The following is a 25,751-nucleotide window of genomic DNA, read 5'->3' as shown; positions in this document are numbered from 1 at the left end:
GACGGTGGCCGCCCCTCACCTGAGGGGCGGCCACCGTCGTTGCGGGCCGCTCAGACGGCGGGCACGCAACGCCCGTCCTCGGTGCGGTAGTTCCACCGCGCCCCGTTCGCCACGAGCTCCTTGACGGCTCGTACGAATCGCTCCACGTGCTCCTCGGGGGTGCCCGCGCCGAAGCTCACCCGGATCGCGTTCAGGGACCTCTCGCCCGGCCCGGCCTCGGGGGCGCCGCACTCGCCGACCTCCTGGGGGTCGCTGCCGAGCAGCGTGCGCACCAGCGGGTGGGCGCAGAACAGGCCGTCCCGCACCCCGATGCCGTACTCGGCGGAGAGCGCGGCGGCGAAGTGCGAGCTGTTCCAGCCGTCCACCACGAAGGAGAGGACGCCGACGCGCGGCGCCTCGTCGCCGAACAGCGAGAGCACCTTCACGGCGGGCACCTCCGCGAGCCCCTCGCGCACCGTGCGCACCAGCGCCTGCTCGCGCTCGACCAGCGCGTCGAACCCGGCCTCGGTGAGCGCCCTGCACGCGGAGGCGATGGCGTACACCCCGATCACGTTCGGCGAACCGGCCTCGTGACGTGCCGCGGAGGTGTGCCACTCGACGTCCACGCCGCCGTCCGCACGCCGTGCGACCTTCTTCGACGCGCCGCCGCCGGCCAGGTACGGCTCGGCCGCCCGGAGCCAGTCGGCCCGCCCGGCGAGCACCCCGGAGCCGAACGGCGCGTACAGCTTGTGCCCGGAGAAGGCCACCCAGTCGACGTCCAACTCCCGTACCGAGAGCGGGTGGTGAGGTGCGAGCTGGGCGGCGTCGAGCACGATCCGCGCACCGTGCGCGTGGGCGACGGCGGCGAGCTCGCGCACCGGCCAGATCTCCCCCGTGACGTTCGAGGCGCCCGTCACGCACACCAGCGCGGGGGCCGTGGAGCCCTCGCCGCCGCGCGCACGGGGCGCGGAGCCGGCGGCAGGGGCCCGGTCGGCGAGTGCGCGTTCCAGCGTCTGGACGGCCTGGGCGGGCGTGCGCGGCGCGTCCAGGTACGTCACCCGGGCGTCCTGCCAGGGCAGCAGCGACGCGTGGTGCTCGGTCTCGAAGACGAACACCTGGCAGTCGGCGGGCAGCGCGGAGGCCAGCAGGTTCAGCGAGTCGGTCGTCGAGCGGGTGAAGACCACCTGGTCGTCGTCCCGGCAGTCGAGGAACTCGGCGACCGTCACCCGGCTGTTCTCGAAGAGGTCGGTCGAGAGCTGCGACAGGTACCCGGCTCCCCGGTGCACGCTGCCGTAGTACGGGGCGTACGCCGCGACGTCGTCCCACACCCGTTGCAGCGCCGGGGCGCTCGCCGCGTAGTCGAGGGCCGCGTAGCCGACCTCGCCCCCGGTGACCAGGGGCACGGCCACGTCCCGTCCCAGGACGGGCAGCGGCGTCCCGCAGCAGGGCTCCCCGGAAGCGGCGGGGGCGGTGGCGGTGGCGACGGAGGACTGAGCGGGCATGACGAACTCCTGGCAGGACAAGGCGGAATGGCTTCGACAGGTCCCGCACGCCTGACGCAGGCTCATGTGCCGTGCGGCGTACGGGAGTTGCCTCGACGCACGGCCGTCACAGGGCCGCACGGAGGTGGTGAAGGTGGAACGGGGCCGAAGGGCCCTATCGCATTCGCTTGCTCACGAGACTGCTCCCTTGAGGACCAGGACCCCAGGGGCGCGCCACTCCGAAGGAGTGCGCAGGGGTCCGCGCTTGCCGTAGACCTCGCTGCCTACGACCTGGTCTTCACCCGGGGCACCCCGCCACGGACGGAGGGTTGCCGGACAGCGGGCCGGGGCCGTAGTCGCTGTCACTCATGACCTGTGCAGCATCTTGCCACACGATCCACGACGCGCAAGAGCGCGGTCCGCTCGTCGAGACGAACGGACCGCGCTCCGCGTCCGGGGCGCGGCGGGTCAGGCGTTGCTGGCCGCCACCCACCGCTCCAGCGCCCGCTGGGCGGCGCCGGAGTCCAGGGACTGTTCGGCCCGCTCGATCCCGGCGGCGATCTCCTCGCTCAGCGAGCCGCCGCCGGGGCCCAGGGCCACCAGCGCCGCGGCCGTGTTGAGCAGCACCGCGTCCCGCACGGGGCCCTTCTCGCCCGCCAGCAGCCGGCGTGCCACCTCCGCGTTGTACGACGCGTCCGCGCCCCGCAGCGCCTCCACGGGGACGATCTCCAGCCCGACGTCGCGCGGGTCGAAGGGCTCCTCGTGGACGGCCCCGTCGCGCACGACCCACACCCGGGACGTCGCGGTGGTGGTGAGCTCGTCCAGCCCGTCGTCGCCGCGGAAGACGAGCGCGGAGTTCCCCCGCTCGGCCAGGACGCCCGCCACGATCGGCGCCATCCTCGCGTCGGCGACGCCGACGGCCTGGGCGCGCACCCGGGCCGGGTTGGTGAGCGGGCCCAGGATGTTGAAGGTGGTCTGCGCGCCCAGCTCCCTGCGGGCCTTGGCGGCGTACCGCAGCGCGGGGTGGAACTTCACCGCGAAGCAGAAGGTGATGCCGGCCTCCTCGGCGACCTCCGCGACCCGCTGCGGCGTCAGGTCGAGGTTGACGCCCAGTTTCTCCAGCACGTCGGAGGAGCCGCTGGCGGAGGAGGCGGCCCGGTTGCCGTGCTTGACGACCTTCGCGCCCGTCCCGGCGATGACGATCGCGGACATGGTGGAGATGTTGACGGTCTTCGCCAGATCGCCGCCGGTGCCGACGATGTCGACACTGGGGCCCGGCACCTCGATGGTCCGGGCGTGCGCGTACATCGCCCGTACCAGCCCCGTCACCTCCTCGACGGTCTCGCCCTTGGCGCGCAGCGCGACCGCGAAGCCGGCGATCTGCGCGTCGGTGGCCTCGCCGCTCATGATGCGGTCCATGGCCCAGGCGGTGTCGTCGGCACCGAGGTGCTCACCGCGCAACAGAGGGTTGAGAATGCCCGGCCAGCCGCGGGCCGCCACGCTGTCGCCGCCAACGGGGGTCACCATGTTCATGGTCCGCTCCAGGGTCCACGAGCCGGTCAAGGCTGCCGATAGGGGTGGGCCCCACCCTATCCAGCCCCGGGGACAGCGAAGAGCCCCGTCCGTACGTCGGACGGGGCTCCTGCTGTGGCGAACAGTTCCGGGCCGCGGGCGCGGCCCGGCCGGGGATCAGTGGTGGCCGTGGCCGCTGGTGATCTCCTTGTACTCCTCGGCGGTGGGCTTGGGAACCTGGTTGCCCTCGCCGTACATGCCCTTGCTGAGCTTGGCGCGCAGCTTCTGGGTCGGTCCCACCTTGCGCTCGACGCCGTTCTCGTCCACGGAGGGACCGATCTCGGCCGGCGCGTACTGCTCGTGCGCCGTGAGCGTGTGCAGCTGGTCCTGGCCGAGCGGCTCGTGGATCTCGACGAACTCACCGTGCGGCAGCCGCTTGATGATGCCGGACTCGCGTCCGTGCAGCACCTTCTCGGCGTCCCTGCGCTGGAGACCCATGCAGATCCGCTTGGTGATGATGAACGCCAGGACCGGACCGGCGAAGAAGCCGATGCGCACGAACCAGGTGATCGAGTTGATCGACAGGTGGAAGTGCGTGGCCCACAGGTCGTTTCCACCGCCGACGAGGCCGATGAAGTAGACCGTGATCCAGGCGACGCCGAAGCCGGTGCGGGTCGGGCTGTTGCGGGGGCGCTGCGCGATGTGGTGCTCGCGCTTGTCCCCGGTGACCCAGGACTCCAGGAAGGGCCACACCGCGATGACGGCGAGGATCAGACCGAAGAGCGTCAGCGGGATGAACACGCCCAGGGCCAGCGTGTGACCCCAGAGGTTGATCTCCCAGCCCGGCATGACACGCACCAGACCCTCGGCGAAGCCCATGTACCAGTCGGGCTGGGCGCCGGTGGACACCTGGTCCGGACGGTACGGGCCGAGCGCCCACACCGGGTTGATCGTGAACAGCGCCGAGATCATCGCGATGACACCGAAGACCAGGAAGAAGAAGCCTCCGGCCTTGGCCATGTAGACGGGCAGCAGCGGCATGCCGACGACGTTGTTGTTCGTGCGGCCGGGGCCCGCGAACTGTGTGTGCTTGTGGTAGAAGACCAGGATCAGGTGGGCCACCATCAGGCCGAGCATGATGCCCGGCAACAGCAGGATGTGGACCGAGTAGAACCTGGCGACCATGTCGTGGCCGGGGAACTCGCCGCCGAACAGGAACATCGAGATGTACGTGCCGACGACCGGCACGGACAGGATCGCGCCCTGCGTGAAGCGGACACCGGTGCCCGACAGCAGGTCGTCCGGGAGCGAGTAGCCGGTGAAACCGGTGAACATGCCCAGGACGAACAGCAGGAAGCCGAACAGCCAGTTGACCTCGCGCGGCTTGCGGAAGGCACCCGTGAAGAAGACGCGCATCATGTGCACGAACATCGCCGCGAGGAAGATCAGCGCGGCCCAGTGGTGGATCTGCCGGATCAGCAGACCGCCGCGGACGTCGAAGCTGATGTCCAGCGTCGACGCGTAGGCCTCCGTCATGCGGATGCCGTGCATCGGCGCGTACGAGCCGTGGTACACGATCTCGTTCATCGACGGGTGGAAGAACAGCGTCAGGTACACACCCGTGAGGATGATGATGAGGAAGCTGTACATGCAGATCTCGCCGAGCATGAAGGACCAGTGGTCCGGAAAGATCTTGCGCATGTTGGCCTTGGCGAGGGAGTAGATCCCCAGCCGGCCGTCCGCCCAGTCGGCGACCCGCTCACCGGCGGGGGCCTTCTGCTGCGGCGTGGATTCGGTAGTCGTCGCAGTACTCATCCGCGCTCCCAGAACGAAGGACCGACGGGCTCGTCGAAGTCGCCCAGCGCTTCGAGGTAACCCTCGCCGTTCACGCCGATACGCAGCTGCGGGAGTGCGTGACCGGCGGGGCCGAAGATGACGCGGGCGCCGTCGGAGAGGTCGAAGGTGGACTGGTGGCACGGGCAGAGGACGTGGTGCGTCTGCTGCTCGTACAGGCTGATCGGACAACCCACGTGGGTGCAGATCTTGGAGTACGCGACGATGCCCTCGTGCGCCCACTCGCGCTGCTTCTTGTCCTTGATCTCGTCCGGCTGGATGCGGACGATCATCAAGGCGTCCTTGGCGATCTTCGTGTTGAAGTCGTGGTCGTCCTCCTTCAGGCCTTCCGGCATGGCGAAGGTGAGCGAGCCCACGACGACGTCCTCCGCACGCAGCGGCTCCATCGTGTTCTGGTTGATGAGCAGCTTGCCCTTCGCCCAGGACGTCGTGCGGAGCCTCTTCTCCGGCAGCGGACCGAGGTCGCGCAGCAGTACGACACCGGACAGCGGCACCAGGGCCAGTGCGCCGAACATCGTGGTGCGGATCAGCTTGCGACGGCCGATCGCGGACTCCTGGGCGCCTGCCTTGAAGTCGGCCATGACCTTGGCCTTGACCTCGGGCGTGGCCGAGATCGGGTGGCGCTCGTCGGCGACCTCCACGTCGGACATCAGGGTGCGGGCCCAGTGGACCGCGCCCGCGCCGATGCAGAAGAGGGCGATGCCCAGGGTCATGCCCAGGGAGAGGTTCAGCGCGCTCACGTGGCCCAGCGGCCAGACGTACACGATCTGGTCGATCGGGAACGCCACGAAGGAGGCGATGAAACCGACCGTGGCCAGCATGGACAGCGTGAACAGGAACGCGACCACACGCTCGGACCGCTTGGCGGCGCGCTCGTCGATGTCCTGGATGCGCGGCTTGTGCGGCGGCAGGCCCGGGTCCGCGAACGGATCGTCGGCGCGCGCCACCTCTCCGTGCGCGTCGCCCCGCTCAGCAGGCAGGGGCTCTTCTGGATTCTCTTGGCTACTCATGACTTCTTGGCCTTAGCGGTGTGGGCCGCGACCCAGACGGCGACTGCGACGAGCGCACCCAGACCGAAGATCCAGGCGAACAGACCTTCACTGACCGGGCCGAGATTGCCCAGTCCGAAGCCGCCGGGGCTCGGGGTCTCTTCGCCGTTCACGGCCTTGACGTACGCGATGATGTCCTTCTTCTCCTTCTCCGGCATGGTGCTGTCCGGGAAGGAGGGCATGTTCTGCGGGCCGGTCTGCATGGCCTCGTAGATGTGCTTCGGCGAGACGTCCGTCAGAGGCGGAGCGTACTTGCCGTGGGTCAGGGCGCCGCCCTCACCGGTGAAGTTGTGGCACTGCGCGCAGTTGGTGCGGAACAGTTCGCCACCCCTGCCGATGTCGGCGCCTTCGGGGTTGGTCTGGCTTTCGGTCGGCGTGATGGGACCGGCGCCGAGAGAGGCCACGTACGCGGCGAGCTGATCGATCTGCGCCTGCGTGTAGATGACCTTCTTCTTCGGCACCTGTGCGCCGGGCTGCTGCGCCGGCATGCGGCCGGTGCCGACCTGGAAGTCCACTGCGGCGGAGCCCACTCCCACCAGGGAGGGACCGTCAGTGGTGCCCTGACCGCCGGTTCCGTGGCAGCTTGCGCAGCCAACGGCGTAGAGCTTCTTGCCCTCCTCAATGGCGAGGGACTGGGCGGTCTCGTCGGCCTGCGCCTTGCCCGCAGGCGCAAACGCGGCGTACAGCCCCCCAGTGGCCGCCAGCGCGAGGAGTAGGACGACGACCGCCGCCAGCGGATGGCGTCGTCGTGCGGAGAGCTTTTTCACGGATTACCCCGGTGTCAGGATCTTCTGCGTCGATGCGGGAAGTGTTGCGGGCTCGGGCCCGGTCTCGTGGAGCCGGGTTACTTGATCATGTAGATCGTGGCGAACAGGCCGATCCAGACGACATCGACGAAGTGCCAGTAGTAGGACACGACGATGGCGGCTGTCGCCTGCTCGTGAGTGAATCTCTTGGCGGCATACGTCCGACCCAGGACCAGCAGGAAGGCGATGAGTCCGCCTGTCACGTGCAGTCCGTGGAATCCGGTCGTCAGGTAGAACACCGAACCGTACGGGTCCGACGAGAGCGAGAGGCCCGCGTGCTTGACCAGTGCGGTGTACTCGTACACCTGGCCGCCAATGAAGATCGCACCCATCACGAACGTGATGATGAACCAGGTCCTGAGCTTCTTCACATCGCCCCGCTCCGCGGCGAAGACGCCGAGCTGGCAGGTGACGGAGGAGAGCACCAGGATCGAGGTGTTGGCCAACGCGAACGGGAAGTCCAAGGCCGAGGCCTTTTCCGTCCAGAACTCGGGACCGGTCACCGATCGCAGGGTGAAGTACATCGCGAAGAGGGCCGCGAAGAACATCAGCTCGGAACTCAACCAGATGATGGTTCCGACGCTGACGAGGTTCGGCCGATTGACCGAGGGGTGCGCGTGCCCGGTATCTACTGTCGTTGCTGTCGCCACGACCGACATTATGTCGGTCGCTTATCCCGCCCTCACCCCGGGGGGTGCCGTTCGGAGTGTCAAGAGGGTGTGTCCTGCCCGAACGGCCCATCGAAGAGCGGTGCGAAGCGGTGTGGCGGGGGCGGCCGACGGAGTAGCATCCGCGCATCGGAGCGAGCCCGACCGGCCCGCTGCACTGTCCTGAAAACCCCGAGAACACCGCGCAGTTCACCGCGAAACCGGACGTCACGGAGGAACCATGCAGCAGCCGACCGCCACGGTGCTGGTCTACAGCGACGACGCCAACACCCGCGAACAGGTGAGGCTCGCCGCCGGTCGCAGGCCGGCCGCCGACGTACCGCCGGTCGAGTTCCTGGAGTGCGCCACGCTGCCCGCCGTACTGAAGGCGCTGGACGCGGGCGGTGTCGACGTGTGCGTCCTGGACGGCGAGAGCGTCCCGGCCGGCGGCATGGGCGTCTGCCGGCAGATCAAGGACGAGGTCTTCGACTGCCCGCCCGTGCTGCTGCTCATGGGACGCCCGCAGGACGCCTGGCTGGCCACCTGGAGCCGCGCGGAGGCCGCGGTGACGCTGCCCGTCGAGCCGGTGGGCTTCGCCGCCTCGCTGGCCGCGCTGCTGCGCAGCCGCCGCACGGACCGCACCCCTTCCGTGCGGGCCTGACACCCCGTCGTACGGCCCCCGGGCCGCCGCGCGCGGCCCGGGGACACGGCGTGCGGACCCGGACGCCACGCGCCGCCGCCGCGCTCCCTGTGGCCCGCCCTCAGACCCGGGGGCGCAGCCGGGGGGCGTGGACCCGGTCGCGCTGCTCCTCGGTGGAGGCGAGCAGGGCGCTGCCCTTGCGCCACTTCTTCCAGGGCACGTTCCAGTCGCCGAAGCCGTTGCCGAAGGGGTCCATGGTGGCGCCCCAGCTGCCCACGACCTTGACGATGTCGCCGGCGCGGACCGTCTCGTAGAACCAGCTCGCGTTGCCGGTGGACATGCCCGTGCAGCCGTGGCTGACGTTCGCGTTCCCCTGTGAGCCGACCGACCAGGGCGCGGCGTGCACGTACTCGCCGCTCCAGGTGACCCGGGTCGCGTAGTAGACCGGCAGGTCGTACGAGTCGCTGGTGCCGCGCGGGATGCCGATGCTCGTGCCGCGCATGCGTACGAAGTACTCCTTGCCCAGTACGACCTTGACGCCGTTGCGCGTGGAGAAGCCGCGCTTGCCCATGGTCACCGGAATGGTGTTGATCACCTCTCCGTTGCGCTTGACCGTCATGTAGTGCGACGACGCGTCCGTGATGGCCTCGATCCTGTCGCCGATGGTGATCTTCAGGGGGGCCGTGGCGGTCCCGTACAGGTCCTTGGCGACCTTGATGCCCTCCAGGGTGCTGTGCGCCCTGACGATGGCTCCCGTGGGCCAGTAGGCGCGCGGACGGTAGTGCAGGAGCTTGTCCTCCACCCAGTACCAGGAACCCTCGACGGACGGCTTGGAGTCGACCTTCAGGGCGCGCTCCACGACCGCTCGGGCGCGCGGGTCCTTCACCGGGGCGCTGAGTTCGGCGGTGAGGGGCTGCCCCACGCCGTACTTGCCCGCCCCGGGACCGAAGGCGACCTCCAGCTTCTTCTTGCCCGGGGCGGTCCGGAAGCCGAGCCTGCGCACCCCGGGGGCGCCGCCGCGGTCCTCGGTGGCGACGCGGACCGTGTAGTCGGCCCCTGCGGCCAGCGGAGCGGTGGAGTGCCAGCGGGACCCGTCGGCGGCGAGTTCGCCCGCCACCTGGCGTCCTGCGGCGTCCGCGGCGATGACGTCGGTGATCCTGGCCTCGTCGGCCGCGACCGTCACCTCAAGGGGCTTCTCCGGGTCGGCGTCGGTGCTGCCGGGCTTGCCGTTGAAGGAGACCTGCCGCGCCGCGTCGTACGGCTTCGCGGACAGCGAGGTGACCCGGGGCTCGCCGCATCCGGTCAGTCCCGCCCCGAGGGAGGCGATCAGCAGGGTGCAGCTCAGGACCGTCCGGCTTCGAGGTGCGTGGCTCATGATCACACGATATGAAGCATCGTCAGTTCGAGCGCGTTGGACGTGCTCAAGTGACTGCAAACGAATGAGGGGCTCGGCCACCTGATCGTTCTCAGGTGGCCGAGCCCCTCACGAGGTGCCGTTGCCGGCAGCGGTCCTACTGGGTGCGGTTCTCACCGCGGTAGAACTCGAAGACCCAGCCGAACAGGCCGACCAGGATCAGCGGCAGCGAGAAGAACAGCAGCCACCAGCCCATCGCGACCGCGAGGAAGGCGAAGGCGCCGCCGATGGCCAGCGAGAGCGGCTGCCAGCTGTGCGGGGCGAAGAAGCCCAGCTCGCCGGCCTCGTCCGCGACGTCGGCCTGTTTGTTGTCCTGGGCCATCGAGTCGACCCGCTTGGCCGTGAAGGCCAGGTAGAAGCCGATCATCAGGGCCAGCCCGAAGGCCAGGAAGAGCGCCGTGGTGCCCGCGGGCTCCTTCGACCACACGCCGTACACGCCGGCCATGATCAGGATGAAAACGCTCAGCCAGATGAACAGCCAGCCTTGGATCTTCACTTGCCCGTCTCCTTCGCGCTGAGGGCGAGCTGCTCGATGCCGTTGTCACGGTGGTTTTCGAGCTGGTCGATGGCCGAGATCTCCGGGTGGTGCAGGTCGAACGCCGGGGATTCGGACCGGATGCGCGGCAGCGTGAGGAAGTTGTGCCGCGGCGGCGGGCAGGACGTCGCCCATTCGAGCGAACGGCCGTAGCCCCAGGGGTCGTCGACCTCGATCTTCTTGCCGTACTTCGCGGTCTTCCACACGTTGTAGAAGAACGGGAGCATCGACAGGCCCAGCAGGAACGAGCTGATGGTCGAGATCGTGTTCAGCGCGGTGAAGCCGTCGGCCGCGAGGTAGTCCGCGTAACGACGCGGCATGCCCTCGGCACCGAGCCAGTGCTGCACCAGGAACGTGCCGTGGAAGCCCACGAACAGCGTCCAGAAGGTGATCTTGCCGAGCCGCTCGTCCAGCATCTTGCCGGTGAACTTCGGCCACCAGAAGTGGAAGCCGGAGAACATCGCGAAGACCACGGTGCCGAAGATGACGTAGTGGAAGTGCGCGACGACGAAGTACGAGTCCGAGACGTGGAAGTCCATCGGGGGCGAGGCCAGGATGACGCCGGTCAGACCACCGAAGGTGAAGGTGATCAGGAAGCCGACGGCCCAGAGCATCGGGGTCTCGAAGGACAGTGAGCCCTTCCACATCGTGCCGATCCAGTTGAAGAACTTCACACCGGTGGGCACTGCGATGAGGAACGTCATGAACGAGAAGAACGGCAACAGCACGCCGCCCGTCACATACATGTGGTGGGCCCAGACGGTGACCGAGAGGCCGGCGATCGCGATGGTCGCGGCGATCAGACCGATGTAGCCGAACATCGGCTTGCGGCTGAAGACCGGAATGACCTCGGAAATGATTCCGAAGAACGGCAACGCGATGATGTACACCTCTGGGTGTCCGAAGAACCAGAAGAGGTGCTGCCACAGAATCGCGCCGCCGTTGGAGGCGTCGAAGATGTGGGCGCCGAATTTACGGTCCGCCTCCAGGGCGAACAGCGCGGCCGCCAGCACCGGGAAGGCGAGCAGGACCAGTACACCGGTCAGCAGCACGTTCCAGGTGAAGATCGGCATGCGGAACATCGTCATGCCGGGCGCGCGCATGCAGATGATCGTGGTGATGAAGTTGACCGAGCCGAGGATCGTGCCGAAGCCGGAGAAGGCCAGACCCATGATCCACATGTCGGCGCCGACACCCGGCGAACGGACCGCGTCCGACAGCGGGGAGTAGGCGAACCAGCCGAAGTCGGCCGCACCCTGCGGGGTGAGGAAGCCCGCCACCGCGATGATCGAGCCGAAGAGGTACAGCCAGTACGCGAACATGTTCAGCCGCGGGAACGCCACGTCGGGCGCGCCGATCTGCAGCGGCATGATCCAGTTCGCGAATCCGGCGAACAGCGGCGTCGCGAACATCAGCAGCATGATCGTGCCGTGCATCGTGAACGCCTGGTTGAACTGCTCGTTCGACATGAGCTGCGTGCCGGGACGAGCGAGTTCGGCGCGCATGAAGAGCGCCATCACGCCACCGATGATGAAGAACACGAACGACGTGATGAGGTACATCGAGCCGATCGTCTTGTGGTCAGTGGTGGTGAGCCACTTGATCACAATGTTTCCCGGCTCCTTGCGCCGCACGGGCAGCTCGTTCTCGGACGAGTCGATTGCTGCCGCGGCACCCTTGGGTTCGTTGAGGATGCTCACAGTTTGTTCGTCTCCGCATTCCGGGCCGGGTCGGTCTGGGCGATGCCGGCCGGGATGTAGCCGGTCTGGCCCTTGGCCGCCAGGTCCTTGAGGTGCTGCTTGTACTCCTCGGGGGAAACGACCTTGACGTTGAAGAGCATCCGGGAGTGGTCCACGCCGCAGAGTTCGGCGCACTTGCCCATGAAGATGCCCTCCTTGGAGGGAGTCACCTCGAAGGCGTTGGTGTGGCCGGGGATCACGTCCTGCTTCATCAGGAACGGCACCACCCAGAAGGAGTGGATGACATCGCGCGAAGTGAGGACGAACCGGACCCTCTCACCCTTCGGCAGCACCAGCGTGGGGCCGGGGTTGTTGTTCTCCGGGTTGCGGGTTCCGGGGATGCCGTAGTCGTAGACGCCCTCGGCGCCGTCCGGGAACTGCTTGGTGAACCTGTCCGGAACCGCGTCGAGTTCCTTCGGAACCCCGGTCTTCTGCTGGGTCTTGGGGTCGGTCTGCGGACCGGTGGACTTGTTGCCGTCCACGTCCTCGACGTAGTTGAAGCCCCAGCTCCACTGGTAGCCGACCACGTTGATCGTGTGGGTCGGCTTTTCGTCGAGATGCAGGAGCTTCGTCTCGTCCCGGGCGGTGAAGTAGAACAGCACCGAGACGATGATGAGCGGGGCGACCGTGTACAACGCCTCGATGGGCATGTTGTAACGAGTCTGCGGTGGTACCTCGACCTTGGTGCGGCTGCGCCTGTGGAAGATGACACTCCACAGGATCAAGCCCCACACCAGCACGCCCGTGACGAGCGCTGCCGCCCACGAGCCCTGCCAGAGGGAGAGGATCCGCGGCGCCTCTTCCGTTACCGGGGTGGGCATCCCCAGACGGGGGAAGTCCTCCCATGTGTACGAGCAACCAGAGGCGGTCGCCAGGACCACGCCCGCGGTCAGCACCTGGAGCAGCTTCCGCCGCATCGGGCGCCGCGACGAGCGGTCGGAGCCGTTGGGACTCACGTAGCGCCTTCCCGAGAGTCTCGCCCGCGCGTGTAGTGGTGGCTGCGGCCATCTGACTGGTCGGTCGCCGGCCCTGACGCGGGCAGGGGTTTGGATGTTTATGCGGACCAAACCCTACTGGACGCTATTTGGGGTCGCGCGGGGAGGGTGCCCAACGCGCCGCACCCCTCCCCGAAGGGGTGGCCGCGCGACGGGTTCCCCGCGGAACCCTCGCCTCCGCCCGGCATCTGACGCTCCCTTCCCCGATGGGCGTACCGGCCGGGGCGCGGGCGGCGGCTAGCGTGGCCCGGTGCCCTACTTCGACGCCGCCTCCGCCGCTCCCCTGCACCCCGTCGCCCACCAGGCGCTGCTTGCCTCCCTGGACGAGGGGTGGGCCGATCCCGCCCGGCTGTACCGCGAGGGGCGCCGGGCCAGGGTGCTCCTCGACGCCGCCCGGGAGGCCGCCGCCGAGGCCGTCGGCTGCCGCCCCGACGAACTGGTTTTCACTCCTTCGGGAACCCACGCGGTGCACACCGGAATTGCCGGGGCCCTCGCGGCGCGTCGGCGTGTCGGCCGTCATCTGGTGACCTCCGCCGTCGAGCACTCCTCCGTACTCCATTCGGCCGCCGCCCACGCGGCGGACGGCGGGTCGGTGACCGAGGTCGGCGTCGGGCGGCTGGGCGCGGTGGCCGTCGGGGACTTCGCGGGGGCGCTGCGCGCCGACACCGCGCTGGCGTGCCTGCAGTCCGCCAATCACGAGGTCGGAACCGAGCAGCCGGTGGCCAAAGTCGCACAGCAGTGCCAGCGGGCGGGTGTGCCGCTCCTGGTGGACGCCGCGCAGTCGCTGGGGTGGGGCCGGGTGGACGGCGAGTGGTCGCTGCTCACGGCGAGCGCGCACAAGTGGGGAGGGCCGGCGGGGGTCGGACTGCTGGTCGTCCGCAAGGGAGTGAGGTTCGCGCCGCGGGGGGCGGCGGACGAGCGGGAGCAGGGCCGCTCCCCCGGCTTCGTCAATCTGCCCGCGGTGGTCGCGGCGGCGGCTTCGCTGCGAGCGGTGCGGGCCGAGGCGCAGGCGGAGGCGGCACGGTTGCGGGAGCTGGTGGAGCGGATCCGGGCGCGGGTCGCGGAGTCGGTGGCGGACGTGGAGGTGGTGGGGGACGCGGTGCGGCGGCTGCCGCACCTGGTGACCTTCTCCTGTCTGTACGTCGACGGGGAGAGTCTGCTGCACGCGCTGGACGGGGCCGGGTTCTCGGTCTCCTCCGGCTCCTCGTGCACGAGCAGCACGCTGACGCCGAGCCATGTGCTGCGGGCGATGGGGGTGCTGTCGGAGGGGAACGTGCGGGTGTCGCTGCCGCTGGGGACGGCGGCGGAGGACGTGGAGAGGTTCCTGGAAGTGCTGCCGGGGGTGGTGGAGGGAGTGCGGGGGGAGCTGGGCGCTCCGGGGCCGGGCGCGCCGCGCACGGGGGCGGAGGCGGAGGCGGGGGCTGGTACGAGTGCGGGTGCGGCGGCGGCTGCGGATACGGCTGCTGCGGCGGCGGCGGCCGGGGCTGTCACTGTGGACGCGCTCGGGAAGCGGTGCCCGATTCCGGTGATCGAGCTGGCGAAGGTGATCGGGGACGTGCCGGTCGGGGGGACGGTGACCGTCCTCGCCGACGACGCGGCGGCCCGTCTGGACATTCCGGCGTGGTGCGGGATGCGGGGGCAGGAGTACGTGGGCGAGGAAGTGCGGGAGAGGGGGGTGGCGTACGTGGTGCGGAGGGTGTCGTAGGGGCGGAAGGGTGCGTCCGGGGGTTCCGGGGGGTTATGGGGAGCGCATCCGGGGTGGGGCCGAGGGGGTGCGCGTCCGGTGGAAGGCGAGGGGGGCGCGTCCGGTGGGGGCCGGGGGCACCGTCCGGTGGGGGCCGGGGGCACCGTCCGGTGGGGGCCGGGGGCACCGTCCGGTGGGAGCCGCCCCCTTGCCCGCCCTCCCCCAAGCACTCGGCTTCGCTCGTGCAGGGAGGCACCCCCGCGCCCCCGGGGGCGGCCCCGCCGCCCAAGCGGGCTGACGTGGGGCCGCCCCGTGGAAGGGGTGCGGGGTGGGCGTCAGACCAGGTGGGTGCGGACCTCGGCTGCGGCCTCGTGGCCGTATGCCTTCGTGAAGCGGTCCATGAAGCCCGCACGGCTCAGGGTGTACTCCTGGGTGCCGAGGGTCTCGATGACCAGGGTGGCCAGCATGCAGCCGATCTGCGCGGCGCGCTCGTGGTTGACGCCCCAGGCCAGGCCCGAGAGGAAGCCCGCGCGGAACGCGTCGCCCACGCCGGTCGGGTCGACCTTCGCCTCCTCCTCCGCGCAGCCCACCTCGACGGTGTCGAGGCCGAGCTTCTCGATGCGCACGCCGCGCGAGCCCAGCGTGGTGACGCGGTGGCCGACCTTGGCCAGGATCTCGGCGTCGGTCCAGCCGGTCTTCGACTCGATGAGGCCCTTCTCGTACTCGTTGGAGAACAGGTACGTGGCGCCTTCGAGCAGCGTGCGGATGTCGTCGCCGGACATCCGGGCGATCTGCTGCGAGAAGTCCGCGGCGAAGGGGATGGAGCGCGAGCGGCACTCCTCCGTGTGGCGGAGCATCGCCTCGGGGTCGTCCGCGCCGATCAGGACCAGGTCCAGACCGCCCACCCGGTCCGCGACGGACTTGAGCTCGATCTGCCGGGCCTCGCTCATCGCGCCCGTGTAGAAGGAGCCGATCTGGTTGTGGTCGGCGTCCGTGGTGCACACGAAGCGGGCGGTGTGCAGGACCTCGGAGATGCGGACCGAAGCAGTGTCGACGCCGTGCCGGTCGAGCCAGGCGCGGTACTCGTCGAAGTCCGAGCCGGCCGCGCCGACCAGGATCGGCTTGGTGCCGAGCTGGCCCATGCCGAAGCAGATGTTCGCGCCGACGCCGCCGCGCCGTACGTCGAGGTTGTCGACGAGGAAGGAGAGGGAGACCGTGTGCAGCTGCTCCGCGACCAGTTGGTCGGCGAAACGGCCGGGGAAGGTCATGAGGTGGTCGGTGGCGATGGAGCCGGTGACTGCGATACGCACGGCGGGGCTGCTCCCTGTGGGGATGGTGGGAAGACTGACGAGAACGATGCGACAGCCCAAACTACCGGGTCGCGCCCGCGGTCCGAAGAGGCAAAACTACCCGATAGTAGGGCTTTTTTGCTGAGGTCGCAGGTGCATACGGTGCGAGGAGACCGGGGTTCTCGCGGTTCACGCGGCCCCTTGAGTACGGGAGTTGCTCCAATGTCGAAGCACAGCGTCACGATCCCCGTCCGTACCGCCGCCAGGTCCGAACTGGACGGCGGGTGGGCCCAGTTGCAGGGGGACTGTGCGCGCATGGTGGCGCACTGGGCGGTGCCTGCCGCGGTGGCCGAGCGCGTTCCGGCGACGTTGATCCACGGGGTGGTGGTGCCGTCGGCGTCCGCGCGGCTGGTGGGTGCGATGCCGGAGTACGGAGCGTGAGCGCGCGGCGCGGGTGCGACGCCCGGGGCGTGCCCTCGGCGTTCTGACGCGCGGGCGTACGGAACCGGAAGCGCGCCGGGGCCGTCCCACCGGTGCCTCCCGCGCAGGGGGCAGTCGCAATCGGGCGCCGTGCGCGGCGCAGGCGAAGGAGCGATCCGGTGAGCAGCTCGCAGGACACGCAACGCACCCCCCGTCGGCGGCGTTCCCCGCTGGCCGTCGCCTCGGTGGCCGGCGCGGTGCTGCTGGTCGGCGGAGGGGGCGCGTACTGGGCGGCCTCGGCCGGCGGTGACGGAGCGGGCGACCCGCGGGGGCCCGGTGGTGCTCCCCCGCCGCTGTCCCTGGACGGACACACCGACGCGGATGCCGGAGGCGTGGCCGCGCGGGGCACCGGGCCCTCGCCGTCCGGCAGCGGGCCCGGGATCGCGCCGGGCGAGCCGGACCCGCACGGCGGTTTCGGCGGCCGGGTGGTCTACCGGGCGGCCGGGGCCCTCCCGGACGGGCCGGACAGCGCCGCCGTGCACCGGGCGCAGGGCCTGGTGTCGGAGGACGAGGTCCGCCGGCTGGCGCGGGCCCTGGGCCTGACGGACGCGCCGAAGCGCGCGGGCGGGGCGTGGGTGGTCGGTGCGGTGGCGGACGGTTCGGGCCCGCAGTTGCGGGTGAACGAGCGCGCGCCGGGCGCCTGGACCTTCGCGCGGCATACGAGCGCCGAGGGCAGCGTCGACTGCGTCCGGGGGAAGCAGTGCGCCCCGGGGACGCCGGTGAGCGAGGAGACGGCGAAGAAGGCCGCCGCGCCGGTGCTGCATGCCTTGGGGATCGGCGGCGCGGAGCTGGACGCGAGCCAGGTGCTGGGCGGTGCCCGGGTGGTGAACGCGGATCCGGTGGTCGGCGGATTGCCCACGTACGGCTGGATGACCGGCGTTCCGGTCGGGCCGGACGGCCGAGTGGTGGGCGGCAGCGGCCAGTTGAAGGGCCTGACCAAGGGCGCCGAGTACCCGGTGGTCGGGGCCGAGGAGGCGCTGGGCCTGCTCAACGACTCGGGGCGGAGCGGCGCGCTGCCGGACATCGGCGGCTGCGCGACCCCGGTGCCCGTGGAGAAGGACAGGGGCCGGGTGGAGCCCGTGGCTCCGGGTGAGGGTGCGGACCCGGCTCCGGGGCTGGGGAAGATCCTGCCGTGCGAGCCCCGGCAGGTGCCGCAGCGGACGGTGACGGTCGACTCCGCGGTCTTCGGGCTGGCGGCCCAGTACGCGGACGGGCAGCGGATGCTGGTGCCTTCCTGGCTGTTCCGGGTACGGCCGATCGGTGACGAGAAGCCGTACACGGTGACCTACCCGGCGGTGGAGCCGAAGTTCCTGAAGACGCCGGCCCCGCCGGTGAGCACGGCACGGACCGGTCCTGGGGACGGTCGCAGCGCACTCCACCGCCACCTGGAGTCGTACCGGGCGGACGGCAGGAAGCTGACGCTCAGCTTCTGGGGCGGGGTGTGCAGCACGTACACGGCGGAGGCGACCGAGGACGGCAGGGCCGTCAAGGTGCGGATCGTGGAGACCCACCACCCGGACCGCATCTGCGTCTCCATCGCCAAGAAGCTCACGGCGACGGCGACGCTGGACGGCCCGCTGGACGGCCGCGCGGTGCTCGGCGAGGACGGGAAGGCTGTGCCGGAGGGCTGAGGCCGCCCGTACGGCAGGCGCGTCCTCGACGCGTCGGGCATGGCGAAGGCGGACGGCCCGGAGCCCGGGTCGTCCGCCTTCGCCATGCCCTGTGGCGGGACTAGTTGAACGAGTCGCCGCAGGCGCAGGAGCCCGTGGCGTTGGGGTTGTCGATCGTGAAGCCCTGCTTCTCGATGGTGTCGACGAAGTCGATGGAGGCACCGCCCAGGTACGGGGCGCTCATCCGGTCGGTGACGACCTTCACGCCGTCGAAGTCCTTGAGGACGTCGCCGTCGAGCGAGCGCTCGTCGAAGAAGAGCTGGTAGCGCAGGCCCGAGCAGCCACCGGGCTGCACGGCGACGCGGAGCGCGAGGTCGTCCCGGCCCTCCTGCTCCAGCAGGGCCTTCACCTTGGCCGCGGCGGCGTCGGACAGGAGAATGCCGTCGCTCACGGTGGTCTTGTCGTCCTGAACGGACATCTACATCTCTCCCGGGTTGTACGGACTGCTTGCCGACGGTTGCAACCGGCGGGGCCGCGGAGAAATTCCGGGCCTGAGTGCGTGTCTTGTTCTTTCATGCTCGCACACCGGCGCCGGGGCGTACGCGGGTCGGGGCGCCCGGTGTCCGCGGGGGACGGCGTCGGGAATTTCGTCACATCGACGAGATCAGCATCGTCAAAGTGACGTGAAGCAGTTATGATAGATAGCGTCAATTCGACGAAAAGGCCCTCTGTCCTTCCTACGGGCCCCTCTCGCATCGCAGAACAGAAAGGGTGCGTGTCGTGACCACCGCCCAGCCCCGCCAGGCCGTCGACCTCGACGTCCAGCCGTCGCCCCTCGCCCTGCTGCTCCTCGGCCGTGAGGCCGACCCCAGGAGCGAGCGCGGCGTGGAGTGCCCCGGCGACCTGCCCTCGCCGTCCGACCCGGACCTGGTGGAGCGCGCCCGCGCCGCGAAGGAGAAGCTCGGGGACAAGGTCTTCGTCCTCGGCCACCACTACCAGCGCGACGAGGTCATCCAGTTCGCCGATGTGACCGGCGACTCCTTCAAGCTCGCGCGCGACGCGGCGAACAAGCCGGAGGCCGAGTACATCGTCTTCTGCGGCGTGCACTTCATGGCCGAGTCCGCCGACATCCTCACCTCCGACGACCAGAAGGTCGTCCTCCCCGACCTGGCGGCCGGCTGCTCGATGGCCGACATGGCGACGGCCGAACAGGTCGCGGAGTGCTGGGACGTGCTGACGGAGGCGGGTGTCGCCGAGTCCGTGGTGCCGGTCTCCTACATGAACTCCTCCGCCGACATCAAGGCCTTCACCGGCAAGCACGGCGGCACCATCTGCACCTCCTCCAACGCCAAGCGGGCCCTGGACTGGGCGTACGAGCAGGGCGAGAAGGTCCTCTTCCTCCCCGACCAGCACCTGGGCCGCAACACCGCCGTCCGCGACATGGGGATGTCGCTGGACGACTGCGTGCTCTACAACCCGCACAAGCCGAACGGCGGCCTCACGGTCGAGGAGCTGCGCAACGCGAAGATGATCCTGTGGCGCGGGCACTGCTCGGTGCACGGCCGCTTCTCGCTGGAGTCGGTGGAGGACGTCCGGGCCCGGATTCCCGGCGTACGGGTCCTGGTCCACCCGGAGTGCAAGCACGAGGTCGTCGCCGCGGCGGACGAGGTGGGCTCCACCGAGTACATCATCAAGGCCCTGGAGGCCGCTCCCGCCGGGACGAAGTGGGCGATCGGCACCGAACTCAACCTGGTGCGCCGCCTCGCCAACGCGCACCCGGACAAGGAAGTCGTCTTCCTCGACAAGACCGTCTGCTTCTGCTCCACCATGAACCGCATCGACCTCCCCCACCTGGTGTGGACCCTGGAGTCGCTCGCCGCGGGCACCCTCGTCAACCGCATCGAGGTCGACCGGGAGACGGAGAGCTTCGCGAAGCTGGCGCTGGAGAGGATGCTGGCGCTCCCGTAACCGGCCGTGACGCTCCCGTGCCGGACCGCGGTTCCTCTCGCGGAACGGGGACCGATGAGTTTCGCTGAGAAGGACGGTCAGCCCTTCAGCGGGGAACACAGGAACCCCTTCGGCACGAGGAGCACGGACTGATGCTGTACATGATCCAGATGAACGTGGACGCCGACAGCTGGGACAGTGTCATGTCGTCCTTCGGCCCCGACGACATGAAGGCGATGTTCGCCCACATGGAGGCCCTCAACAACGAGCTGACCTCGGCGGGCGAACTGGTCGAGGCGCGGGGACTGGGCGGCCCCGGACTGGCGAAGACCGTACGGGCCGACGCCGACGGCACGCCGCAGGTCACCGAAGGTCAGGCGGTGAAGGGACAGATCCTCGCCGGGTACTGGGTCGTCGACGTGAAGAGCGCGGAGCGGGCGTACGAGATCGCCGCGCGCGCCTCGGCGTGCCCCGGGCCGGGCGGCACCCCCGGCAACGACCCGGTCGAGGTGCACCCGATTCCGGACGACCCGACGGTCTGACGTTCGCGCCGCGCCCGTCGCACGCACACATGCGTAAGCCGCGCCTGTCGCACGCACACATGCGTAAGCCGCGCCTGTCGCACGCACACATGCGTAAGGGGTGGCCTCCAGGAGGCCACCCCTTACTCATGTTCCGGCCGCGGACAGGGTCAGACCGTCACGTGCTCCCGCTCGTCGCCCTTTGACGCCGTGTCGGCGTCGTCCGGCTTCCGCTCGTCCCGCCCGGCCGCCTTCTTCTCCGCCCGGCGCTCCTTGCGGAGCTCCACCATGGCGTACAGGGTCGGCACCAGCAGGAGGGTCAGCAGGGTCGACGTGATCAGGCCGCCGATCACCACGATGGCGAGCGGCTTGGAGATGAAACCGCCCTCCCCGGTGATGCCCAGCGCCATCGGGAGCAGCGCGAAGATCGTCGCCAGTGCGGTCATGAGGATCGGGCGCAGACGGTGGCGTCCGCCCTCCACGACCGCCTCGACGACGCCCATGCCCTGCGCCCGGTACTGGTTGATCAGGTCGATCAGCACGATCGCGTTGGTCACGACGATGCCGATCAGCATGAGCATGCCGATCATCGCCGGGACGCCCATGGGGGTGCCGGTGGCGAGCAGCAGGCCGATCGCGCCGGTCGCCGCGAACGGGATGGAGACCAGCAGGATCAGCGGCTGGATCAGCGACTTGAAGGTGGCGACCAGCAGCAGGAAGACGATCGCGACGGCTGCCAGCATGGCCAGGAACAGCTTGGCGGTCGCCTCCTCCTGGTCGGCGGAGACGCCGCCGACGGAGACCGTGGCGCCCTTGGGCAGCTCGGCCTGCAGGTCGTTGATCTTCGCCTGGAGGGCGCTGGAGACCGCACCGGTGTTGTCGCCGACCGGTTTGGCGCTGACGGTCGCCGAGCGGGCGCCGTCGATGCGGGTCATGGACACCGGGCCGTCGACCAGCTTCACGTCGGCGACCTGGCCGAGGGTGACGCCGGGGCCGACCGGCAGCTTCTTCAGCTCGTCCATCGTGGTCGCGGGCCTGGCGGACTTGACGACGATGTCGCGTTCGGTGCTGTCCAGCATGGCCTTGCCGGACGGGGTGCCGCGTACCGCCTGGGCGACGACCGCACCGAGCGCCGCGTCGCCGAGGCCGGCCTCGGCGGCCTTCGGGGTGGCCTTGACGGAGATGCGCGGCACGGACTGGGCGAGGTCGCTCCGGACGTCGGTGACGTCCTTCAGACCGGCGACGGCGGACCGCACCTGTTCCGTCGCCGTGGCGAGAGTGCCGGGGTCGCCCGCCTTGACGACGACGCTCAGGTCCTGGCTGCCGAAGCCGCCGCCCGCACCGACCTGGGTGTCGCCGATGCCGCGGAGGCCGGCGAGCTTGTCCTGGAGCTCCCTGGTGGCCGCCTTGGCGTCCTCGGCGCTCTTCAGGGTGAGCTGGTACGTGGCCTGGTGGGCGCCGGAGGCGCCGCCGAAGGCCGCCATGAAGCCCGAGGACCCCACGGTGACCTGGTAGTCCTTGATCGTGTCGACGGACTCGATGGCCTTCTCGACCTTGAGGGCCGCCGCGTTCGTGGCCTCCAGGCCGGTGCCGGGCTCCAGTTTCTGCGAGAGCGAGAGGGTCTCCTGCTCGCTCTCGTCGAAGAAGTTGGTCTTCAGCAGGGGCGCCATCGCGAACGTGCCCACCAGCACGACGAGCGCGATCGCCAGACTGACCAGGCGGCGCCCGGTCGCGAAGCGGAGCACGGGGACGTACACCCGCTGGAGGCGGGACTTGTTCTCCTGCTCCTCCGCCCTGCGGCGCAACTCCTGCGGGTCGACGCCCTCCGAGCCCTTGGGGGCGCGCAGGAACCAGTACGAGAGGACCGGGACGACCGTGAGGGAGACGAGGAGGGAGGCGAGCAGGGCGGCCGAGACGGTGAGGGAGAACGAGCCGAAGAGCTGACCCACCATGCCGCCGACCAGGCCGACCGGCAGGAACACCGCGACCGTGGTCAGGGTGGAGGAGGTGACCGCGCCCGCGACCTCCTTCACCGCGGTGACGATCGCGCTGTACCGCTCCTCGCCGTAGGACAGGTGCCGCTTGATGTTCTCCAGGACGACGATCGAGTCGTCGACGACGCGGCCGATCGCGATGGTCAGCGCGCCGAGAGTGAGGACGTTGAGGGAGAGGTCCCGGGTCCACAGCACGATCAGCGCGAGGACGACGGACAGCGGGATCGAGATCGCCGTGACCAGCGTCGAGCGGACCGATGCCAGGAAGACCAGGATGACGACGACCGCGAAGACGAGACCGAGCGCGCCTTCGGTGGTCAGGCCGGATATCGACTTGGAGACCGCGGGGCCCTGGTCGAAGACGGTGGTCAGGGTGGCGCCGGAGCCGAGGCTGTCGCGCAGCTCGGGCAGCTTGTCCTTGACCGCGTCGGAGATGGCGACGGCGCTGCCGTCCCGGTCCATCGTGATCGACAGCGACAGGCTGGGCCTGCCGTTGGTACGGGTCACCGAGGTCGCCTGCGCGGGCTTCTCCTCGACCGTCGCGACGTCACCGAGGCGCACCGGCTCGGGCGGCGCGGCGTCGCCCGGCTTCGGCCGGCCGCCGATCCGCAGGTCCTCGATCTGCTTCAGCGAGGTGAGGTTGCCGCCGACCTGGACGGTACGGGACTTGCCGTCCTCGGTGAACGCGCCGGCCGGGACGGTCGCCCCCGCCTGCTGGAGGGCCTGGCCGAGCGTCATCGCGTCGAGCCCCGCGGCGGCCAGCTTCGCGTCGTCGGGGGTGACGGCGACCTGGAGTTCCTGGACGCCGGCGACGGTGACCTGGCTGACGCCTTCGATGTTCTGGAGGACGGGGACCACGGTGCGGTCCAGCTGGTCGGCGAGGGCCTGTTGGTCCTTGTCCGAGGTCACGGCGAGGGTGACGGTCGGCAGATCGTCCGTGGAACCGGCCACGACCTGCGGGTCCACGTCCTTGGGGAGCATCGCCCGGGAGCGGTTCACGGCCTGCTGGACGTCGGCGACGAGCTGTTTGGTGCCCTCGTCCCCGTAGTCGAACTGGGCCATGATCACGGCGGAGCCCTCGCTCGCCGTGGAGGTCACGGACTCGATGCCGTCGACCGCCTTGAGGGAGTTCTCCAGGGGCTCGACGACCTGCTTCTCGACCACGTCGGGAGCCGCGCCCTGGTAGGGGGCGATCACGGACACCATCGGAAGCTCGATGGTGGGCAGCAACTGCTGCTTGAGCTGCGGGATCGCTATCGCGCCGAAGACCAGCGCGACGATCGACATCAGCCCGATCAGGGCCCGCTGGGCGAGGCTGAATCTGGACAGCCAGGACATGGGTGGAGTCTCTCTTCTGTGGCGAGCGGTGCAGGTGGACGCGGAGGTCCACTCATACGATCGGCCACGGAGAGCCGCTGTCCGGTCGCCCCCAGGTCCCCTTTGCGATCCGCGCGTACCGCAGGTGGAGTACGCGGGATCGGACCCTCACTCCACCCTTGGGCGTACGAGGCCCGATTCGTACGCGAACACCACCAGTTGTGCCCGGTCGCGGGCGCCCAGCTTGGACATCGCGCGGTTCACGTGGGTCTTGACGGTGAGGGGGCTCACGGCGAGGACGGCGGCGATCCCGTCGTTGGAGTTGCCGCCCGCGACGTGGACGAGGACCTCCCGTTCGCGGACGGTCAGGGAGGCGAGACGTTCGGCGTGGGCGCTGTCGGCGCTCGGGGCGGGGCCGTCGGCGTCGCCCTGCTTGAGGAAGGTGGCGATGAGGCCCTTGGTCGCGGCGGGCGACAGCAGGGCCTCCCCCTGGGCGGCGATCCGGATGGCGTTGAGGAGTTCGTCGGGTTCCGCGCCCTTGCCGAGGAAGCCGGACGCCCCGGCCCTGATCGACTCGACGACGTACTCGTCCACCTCGAAGGTGGTGAGCATCACCACGTGCACGGCCGCGAGTTCGGGGTCGGCGCCGATCGCGCGGGTCGCGGTCAGCCCGTCGGTGCCCGGCATCCGGATGTCCATGAGGACGACGTCGGGGCGGGTGCGGCGGGTCAGTTCGAGTGCCTGGGCGCCGTCGGCCGCCTCGCCGACCACTTCCATGTCCGGCTCGGAGTCGACGAGGATCCGGAAGGCGCTGCGCAGGAGGGCCTGGTCGTCGGCGAGGAGGACCTTGATGGGGGGAAGAGACGCGGGGCTTCGACGTCCGGTCATGCGGGCTCCTCCCCCGGTGCGGTGTGCGTGCGGGGCTCCCTGCCGGCGCCCGCCGTGTCGGGCAGGATCGCATGGACGCGGAACCCGCCTCCGTAGCGGGGGCCCGCGGTGAGGGTGCCGCCGAGGGCGCCGACGCGTTCGCGCATGCCGAGGAGGCCGTGGCCGCCGCCGTCCCCGGGCGGTTCGGCGGCTGCGCCGGGGCCGCGGTCGGCGGGCGGGCCGACACCGTCGTCCAGGACGGTGACCTCGATCGACGCACCGACGCGCACGACGCTGACCTCGGCCTTCGCGTGCGGGCCGGCGTGCTTGCGGACGTTGGTGAGGGCCTCCTGGACGATCCGGTAGGCGGCCAGGTCGACGGAGGCGGGGAGCGCCCCTTCGTCGGTGCGGGCGAGGACGACCGGCAGGCCGGCGTTGCGGAAGGTGTCGAGCAGGCCGTCGAGGACGGCGAGGCCGGGGGCGGGCTCGGTGGGGGCGTTCGGTTCGCCGGACTGCCGCAGCAGGCCGACGGTGGCGCGGAGTTCGTTGAGGGCGGAGCGGCTGGCCTCCCGTACGTGGGCGAGTGCCTCCTTGGCCTGGTCGGGGCGCCTGTCCATGACGTGCGAGGCGACTCCCGCCTGAACGTTGACCAGGGCGATGTGGTGGGCGACGACGTCGTGCAGGTCGCGGGCGATCCGCAGGCGCTCCTCGGCGACCCGTCGGCGGGCCTCCTCCTCGCGGGTGCGTTCGGCGCGCTCGGCGCGCTCGCGGATGGCGTCGACGAAGGCGCGGCGGCTGCGGACGGCGTCGCCCGCGCTGGCGCCGATGCCGGTCCAGGCGAACAGGCCCAGGTTCTCCTGCGCGTACCAGGGGCCGTCGCTGAGGCACATGCCGGTGGCCGTCAGCGTGGTCATGGTGAGCAGGCCGATGCGCCAGGTGGTCGGGCGGTCGGTGCGGGCGGCGACCGTGTAGAGCGCGACGACGACGGCCATCGCCACGGGGGCCGGCGGGCCGGTGGGGGCCAGGGCGAGTTCGGTGACGGTGAGGGCCCAGGTCACGGCCAGCACCGGGACGGGACTGCGGCGGCGCAGGACGAGCGCGGCGGCGGCCAGTGCCATCAGGGTGATGCTGAGCGGGCCGGGGGCGCGGGTGCCGAAGGTGGGACCATGCGGGCCGCCGTGCGGGTCGGCGAACGACGCGAAGACCATGCACGCGAGGAGCGCGGTGGCGAGGGCCGCGTCGAAGGCGAGGGGGTGGGCCCGGAGCCAGGACCGGGGACGGCTGAGAGGGCCGGCGGGTCCGGAGCCCGGAACGGAGGCGGCGGTCATGGGGCCACCGTACGGGGGCCGGCGGTAGGCCCGGGTCGCGATACGGGGACTGCGGCGGGCGCG

At 70.3% G+C, this 25,751-nt stretch carries 21 protein-coding genes and 1 riboswitch; of the genes, 6 read left to right on the top strand and 15 right to left on the bottom strand.

Translation table 11 applies throughout. The features are described 5' to 3' along the window. Positions 1-50: 50 nt before the first annotated feature. The 6 genes from ACQPZG_RS25355 to ctaE form a co-directional block, all read right to left on the bottom strand. Entirely contained in the window at positions 51-1,481 is a 1,431-nt protein-coding gene (locus ACQPZG_RS25355) for an aminotransferase class V-fold PLP-dependent enzyme (protein ID WP_433548023.1), read from the bottom strand. A gap of 235 nt (positions 1,482-1,716) precedes the next feature. After that, a riboswitch (SAM riboswitch) is annotated at positions 1,717-1,834 on the bottom strand. Between the two features lie 94 nt (positions 1,835-1,928). Continuing rightward, positions 1,929-2,993 (bottom strand): anthranilate phosphoribosyltransferase, encoded by a 1,065-nt coding sequence (trpD, locus tag ACQPZG_RS25350; RefSeq protein WP_433548022.1) that lies wholly within the window; start codon positions 2,991-2,993, stop codon positions 1,929-1,931. A gap of 156 nt (positions 2,994-3,149) precedes the next feature. Continuing rightward, positions 3,150-4,787: a cytochrome bc1 complex cytochrome b subunit gene (qcrB, locus tag ACQPZG_RS25345; protein WP_433548021.1), complete on the bottom strand. Its 1,638-nt coding sequence runs from the start codon at positions 4,785-4,787 to the stop codon at positions 3,150-3,152. Further along, entirely contained in the window at positions 4,784-5,836 is a 1,053-nt protein-coding gene (gene qcrA, locus ACQPZG_RS25340; protein WP_433548020.1) for a cytochrome bc1 complex Rieske iron-sulfur subunit, read from the bottom strand. The genes qcrB and qcrA overlap by 4 nt, the downstream gene beginning before the upstream one ends. After that, positions 5,833-6,642 carry a cytochrome bc1 complex diheme cytochrome c subunit gene (gene qcrC, locus ACQPZG_RS25335; protein ID WP_433548019.1) on the bottom strand — a complete coding sequence of 270 codons (810 nt, stop codon included), beginning with the start codon at positions 6,640-6,642 and terminating at the stop codon, positions 5,833-5,835. Before qcrC ends, qcrA begins: the two co-directional genes overlap by 4 nt. Positions 6,643-6,719: 77 nt before the next feature. Continuing rightward, positions 6,720-7,340 (bottom strand): aa3-type cytochrome oxidase subunit III, encoded by a 621-nt coding sequence (gene ctaE, locus ACQPZG_RS25330; RefSeq protein WP_433548018.1) that lies wholly within the window; start codon positions 7,338-7,340, stop codon positions 6,720-6,722. Between the two features lie 229 nt (positions 7,341-7,569). Between ctaE and ACQPZG_RS25325 the strand changes: the two genes are divergently transcribed. After that, positions 7,570-7,989 carry a hypothetical protein gene (locus ACQPZG_RS25325; RefSeq protein ID WP_433548017.1) on the top strand — a complete coding sequence of 140 codons (420 nt, stop codon included), beginning with the start codon at positions 7,570-7,572 and terminating at the stop codon, positions 7,987-7,989. A 100-nt stretch (positions 7,990-8,089) separates the two neighbouring features. On the opposite strand, the gene ACQPZG_RS25320 is transcribed toward ACQPZG_RS25325, so the two are convergent. The 4 genes from ACQPZG_RS25320 to ctaC all read right to left on the bottom strand — a co-directional run bounded on the left by ACQPZG_RS25320 (position 8,090) and on the right by ctaC (position 12,612). Next, entirely contained in the window at positions 8,090-9,343 is a 1,254-nt protein-coding gene (locus tag ACQPZG_RS25320) for an Ig-like domain-containing protein (protein WP_433548016.1), read from the bottom strand. 136 nt (positions 9,344-9,479) lie between these two features. Then, complete coding sequence (locus ACQPZG_RS25315; RefSeq protein ID WP_433548015.1) at positions 9,480-9,878, bottom strand: cytochrome c oxidase subunit 4; 399 nt, start codon at positions 9,876-9,878, stop codon at positions 9,480-9,482. Further along, the gene (gene ctaD, locus ACQPZG_RS25310; RefSeq protein ID WP_433548014.1) at positions 9,875-11,617 is read right to left on the bottom strand and encodes an aa3-type cytochrome oxidase subunit I; all 1,743 of its coding nucleotides are present in this window, start codon (positions 11,615-11,617) and stop codon (positions 9,875-9,877) included. Before ctaD ends, ACQPZG_RS25315 begins: the two co-directional genes overlap by 4 nt. Further along, positions 11,614-12,612 (bottom strand): aa3-type cytochrome oxidase subunit II, encoded by a 999-nt coding sequence (gene ctaC, locus ACQPZG_RS25305; RefSeq protein ID WP_433548013.1) that lies wholly within the window; start codon positions 12,610-12,612, stop codon positions 11,614-11,616. Before ctaC ends, ctaD begins: the two co-directional genes overlap by 4 nt. A 289-nt stretch (positions 12,613-12,901) precedes the next feature. Here ctaC and ACQPZG_RS25300 point away from each other — a divergent pair, with 289 nt between their 5' ends. Beyond that, positions 12,902-14,356 (top strand): cysteine desulfurase/sulfurtransferase TusA family protein, encoded by a 1,455-nt coding sequence (locus tag ACQPZG_RS25300; RefSeq protein ID WP_433548012.1) that lies wholly within the window; start codon positions 12,902-12,904, stop codon positions 14,354-14,356. A gap of 314 nt (positions 14,357-14,670) precedes the next feature. Here the strand turns inward: ACQPZG_RS25300 and ACQPZG_RS25295 are convergent, their stop codons facing one another. After that, a complete protein-coding gene (locus ACQPZG_RS25295) occupies positions 14,671-15,645 on the bottom strand; it encodes a carbohydrate kinase family protein (protein WP_433548011.1) in 975 nt (324 codons plus the stop codon). 201 nt (positions 15,646-15,846) lie between these two features. On the opposite strand from ACQPZG_RS25295, the gene ACQPZG_RS25290 reads away from it, so the two are divergent. Both ACQPZG_RS25290 and ACQPZG_RS25285 read left to right on the top strand, forming a co-directional pair. Beyond that, positions 15,847-16,065: a hypothetical protein gene (locus ACQPZG_RS25290; protein ID WP_433548010.1), complete on the top strand. Its 219-nt coding sequence runs from the start codon at positions 15,847-15,849 to the stop codon at positions 16,063-16,065. A 158-nt stretch (positions 16,066-16,223) separates the two neighbouring features. Beyond that, complete coding sequence (locus ACQPZG_RS25285) at positions 16,224-17,735, top strand: hypothetical protein (protein WP_433548009.1); 1,512 nt, start codon at positions 16,224-16,226, stop codon at positions 17,733-17,735. A gap of 100 nt (positions 17,736-17,835) precedes the next feature. Here the strand turns inward: ACQPZG_RS25285 and ACQPZG_RS25280 are convergent, their stop codons facing one another. Next, complete coding sequence (locus tag ACQPZG_RS25280; protein ID WP_185025841.1) at positions 17,836-18,192, bottom strand: HesB/IscA family protein; 357 nt, start codon at positions 18,190-18,192, stop codon at positions 17,836-17,838. 293 nt (positions 18,193-18,485) lie between these two features. On the opposite strand from ACQPZG_RS25280, the gene nadA reads away from it, so the two are divergent. Beyond that, positions 18,486-19,682: a quinolinate synthase NadA gene (nadA, locus tag ACQPZG_RS25275; protein ID WP_433548008.1), complete on the top strand. Its 1,197-nt coding sequence runs from the start codon at positions 18,486-18,488 to the stop codon at positions 19,680-19,682. Positions 19,683-19,813: 131 nt separating this feature from the next. After that, positions 19,814-20,203 (top strand): YciI family protein, encoded by a 390-nt coding sequence (locus tag ACQPZG_RS25270; protein ID WP_433548007.1) that lies wholly within the window; start codon positions 19,814-19,816, stop codon positions 20,201-20,203. A 149-nt stretch (positions 20,204-20,352) separates the two neighbouring features. Here the strand turns inward: ACQPZG_RS25270 and ACQPZG_RS25265 are convergent, their stop codons facing one another. The 3 genes from ACQPZG_RS25265 to ACQPZG_RS25255 form a co-directional block, all read right to left on the bottom strand. After that, complete coding sequence (locus ACQPZG_RS25265) at positions 20,353-23,514, bottom strand: efflux RND transporter permease subunit (RefSeq protein WP_433548006.1); 3,162 nt, start codon at positions 23,512-23,514, stop codon at positions 20,353-20,355. A gap of 147 nt (positions 23,515-23,661) precedes the next feature. Beyond that, the gene (locus ACQPZG_RS25260; RefSeq protein WP_433548005.1) at positions 23,662-24,381 is read right to left on the bottom strand and encodes a response regulator; all 720 of its coding nucleotides are present in this window, start codon (positions 24,379-24,381) and stop codon (positions 23,662-23,664) included. Beyond that, positions 24,378-25,688, bottom strand: coding sequence for a sensor histidine kinase (locus tag ACQPZG_RS25255; RefSeq protein ID WP_433548004.1), 1,311 nt, complete (start codon positions 25,686-25,688; stop codon positions 24,378-24,380). Before ACQPZG_RS25255 ends, ACQPZG_RS25260 begins: the two co-directional genes overlap by 4 nt. Between the last annotated feature and the right edge of the window lie 63 nt (positions 25,689-25,751).

It is taken from the genome of Streptomyces sp. CA-294286, from assembly GCF_050947155.1.
In the GTDB taxonomy this organism is placed as follows: domain Bacteria; phylum Actinomycetota; class Actinomycetes; order Streptomycetales; family Streptomycetaceae; genus Streptomyces.
The sequence above is the reverse complement of the archived record's forward strand: the minus strand, read 5'-3'. Positions and strand labels throughout refer to the sequence as shown.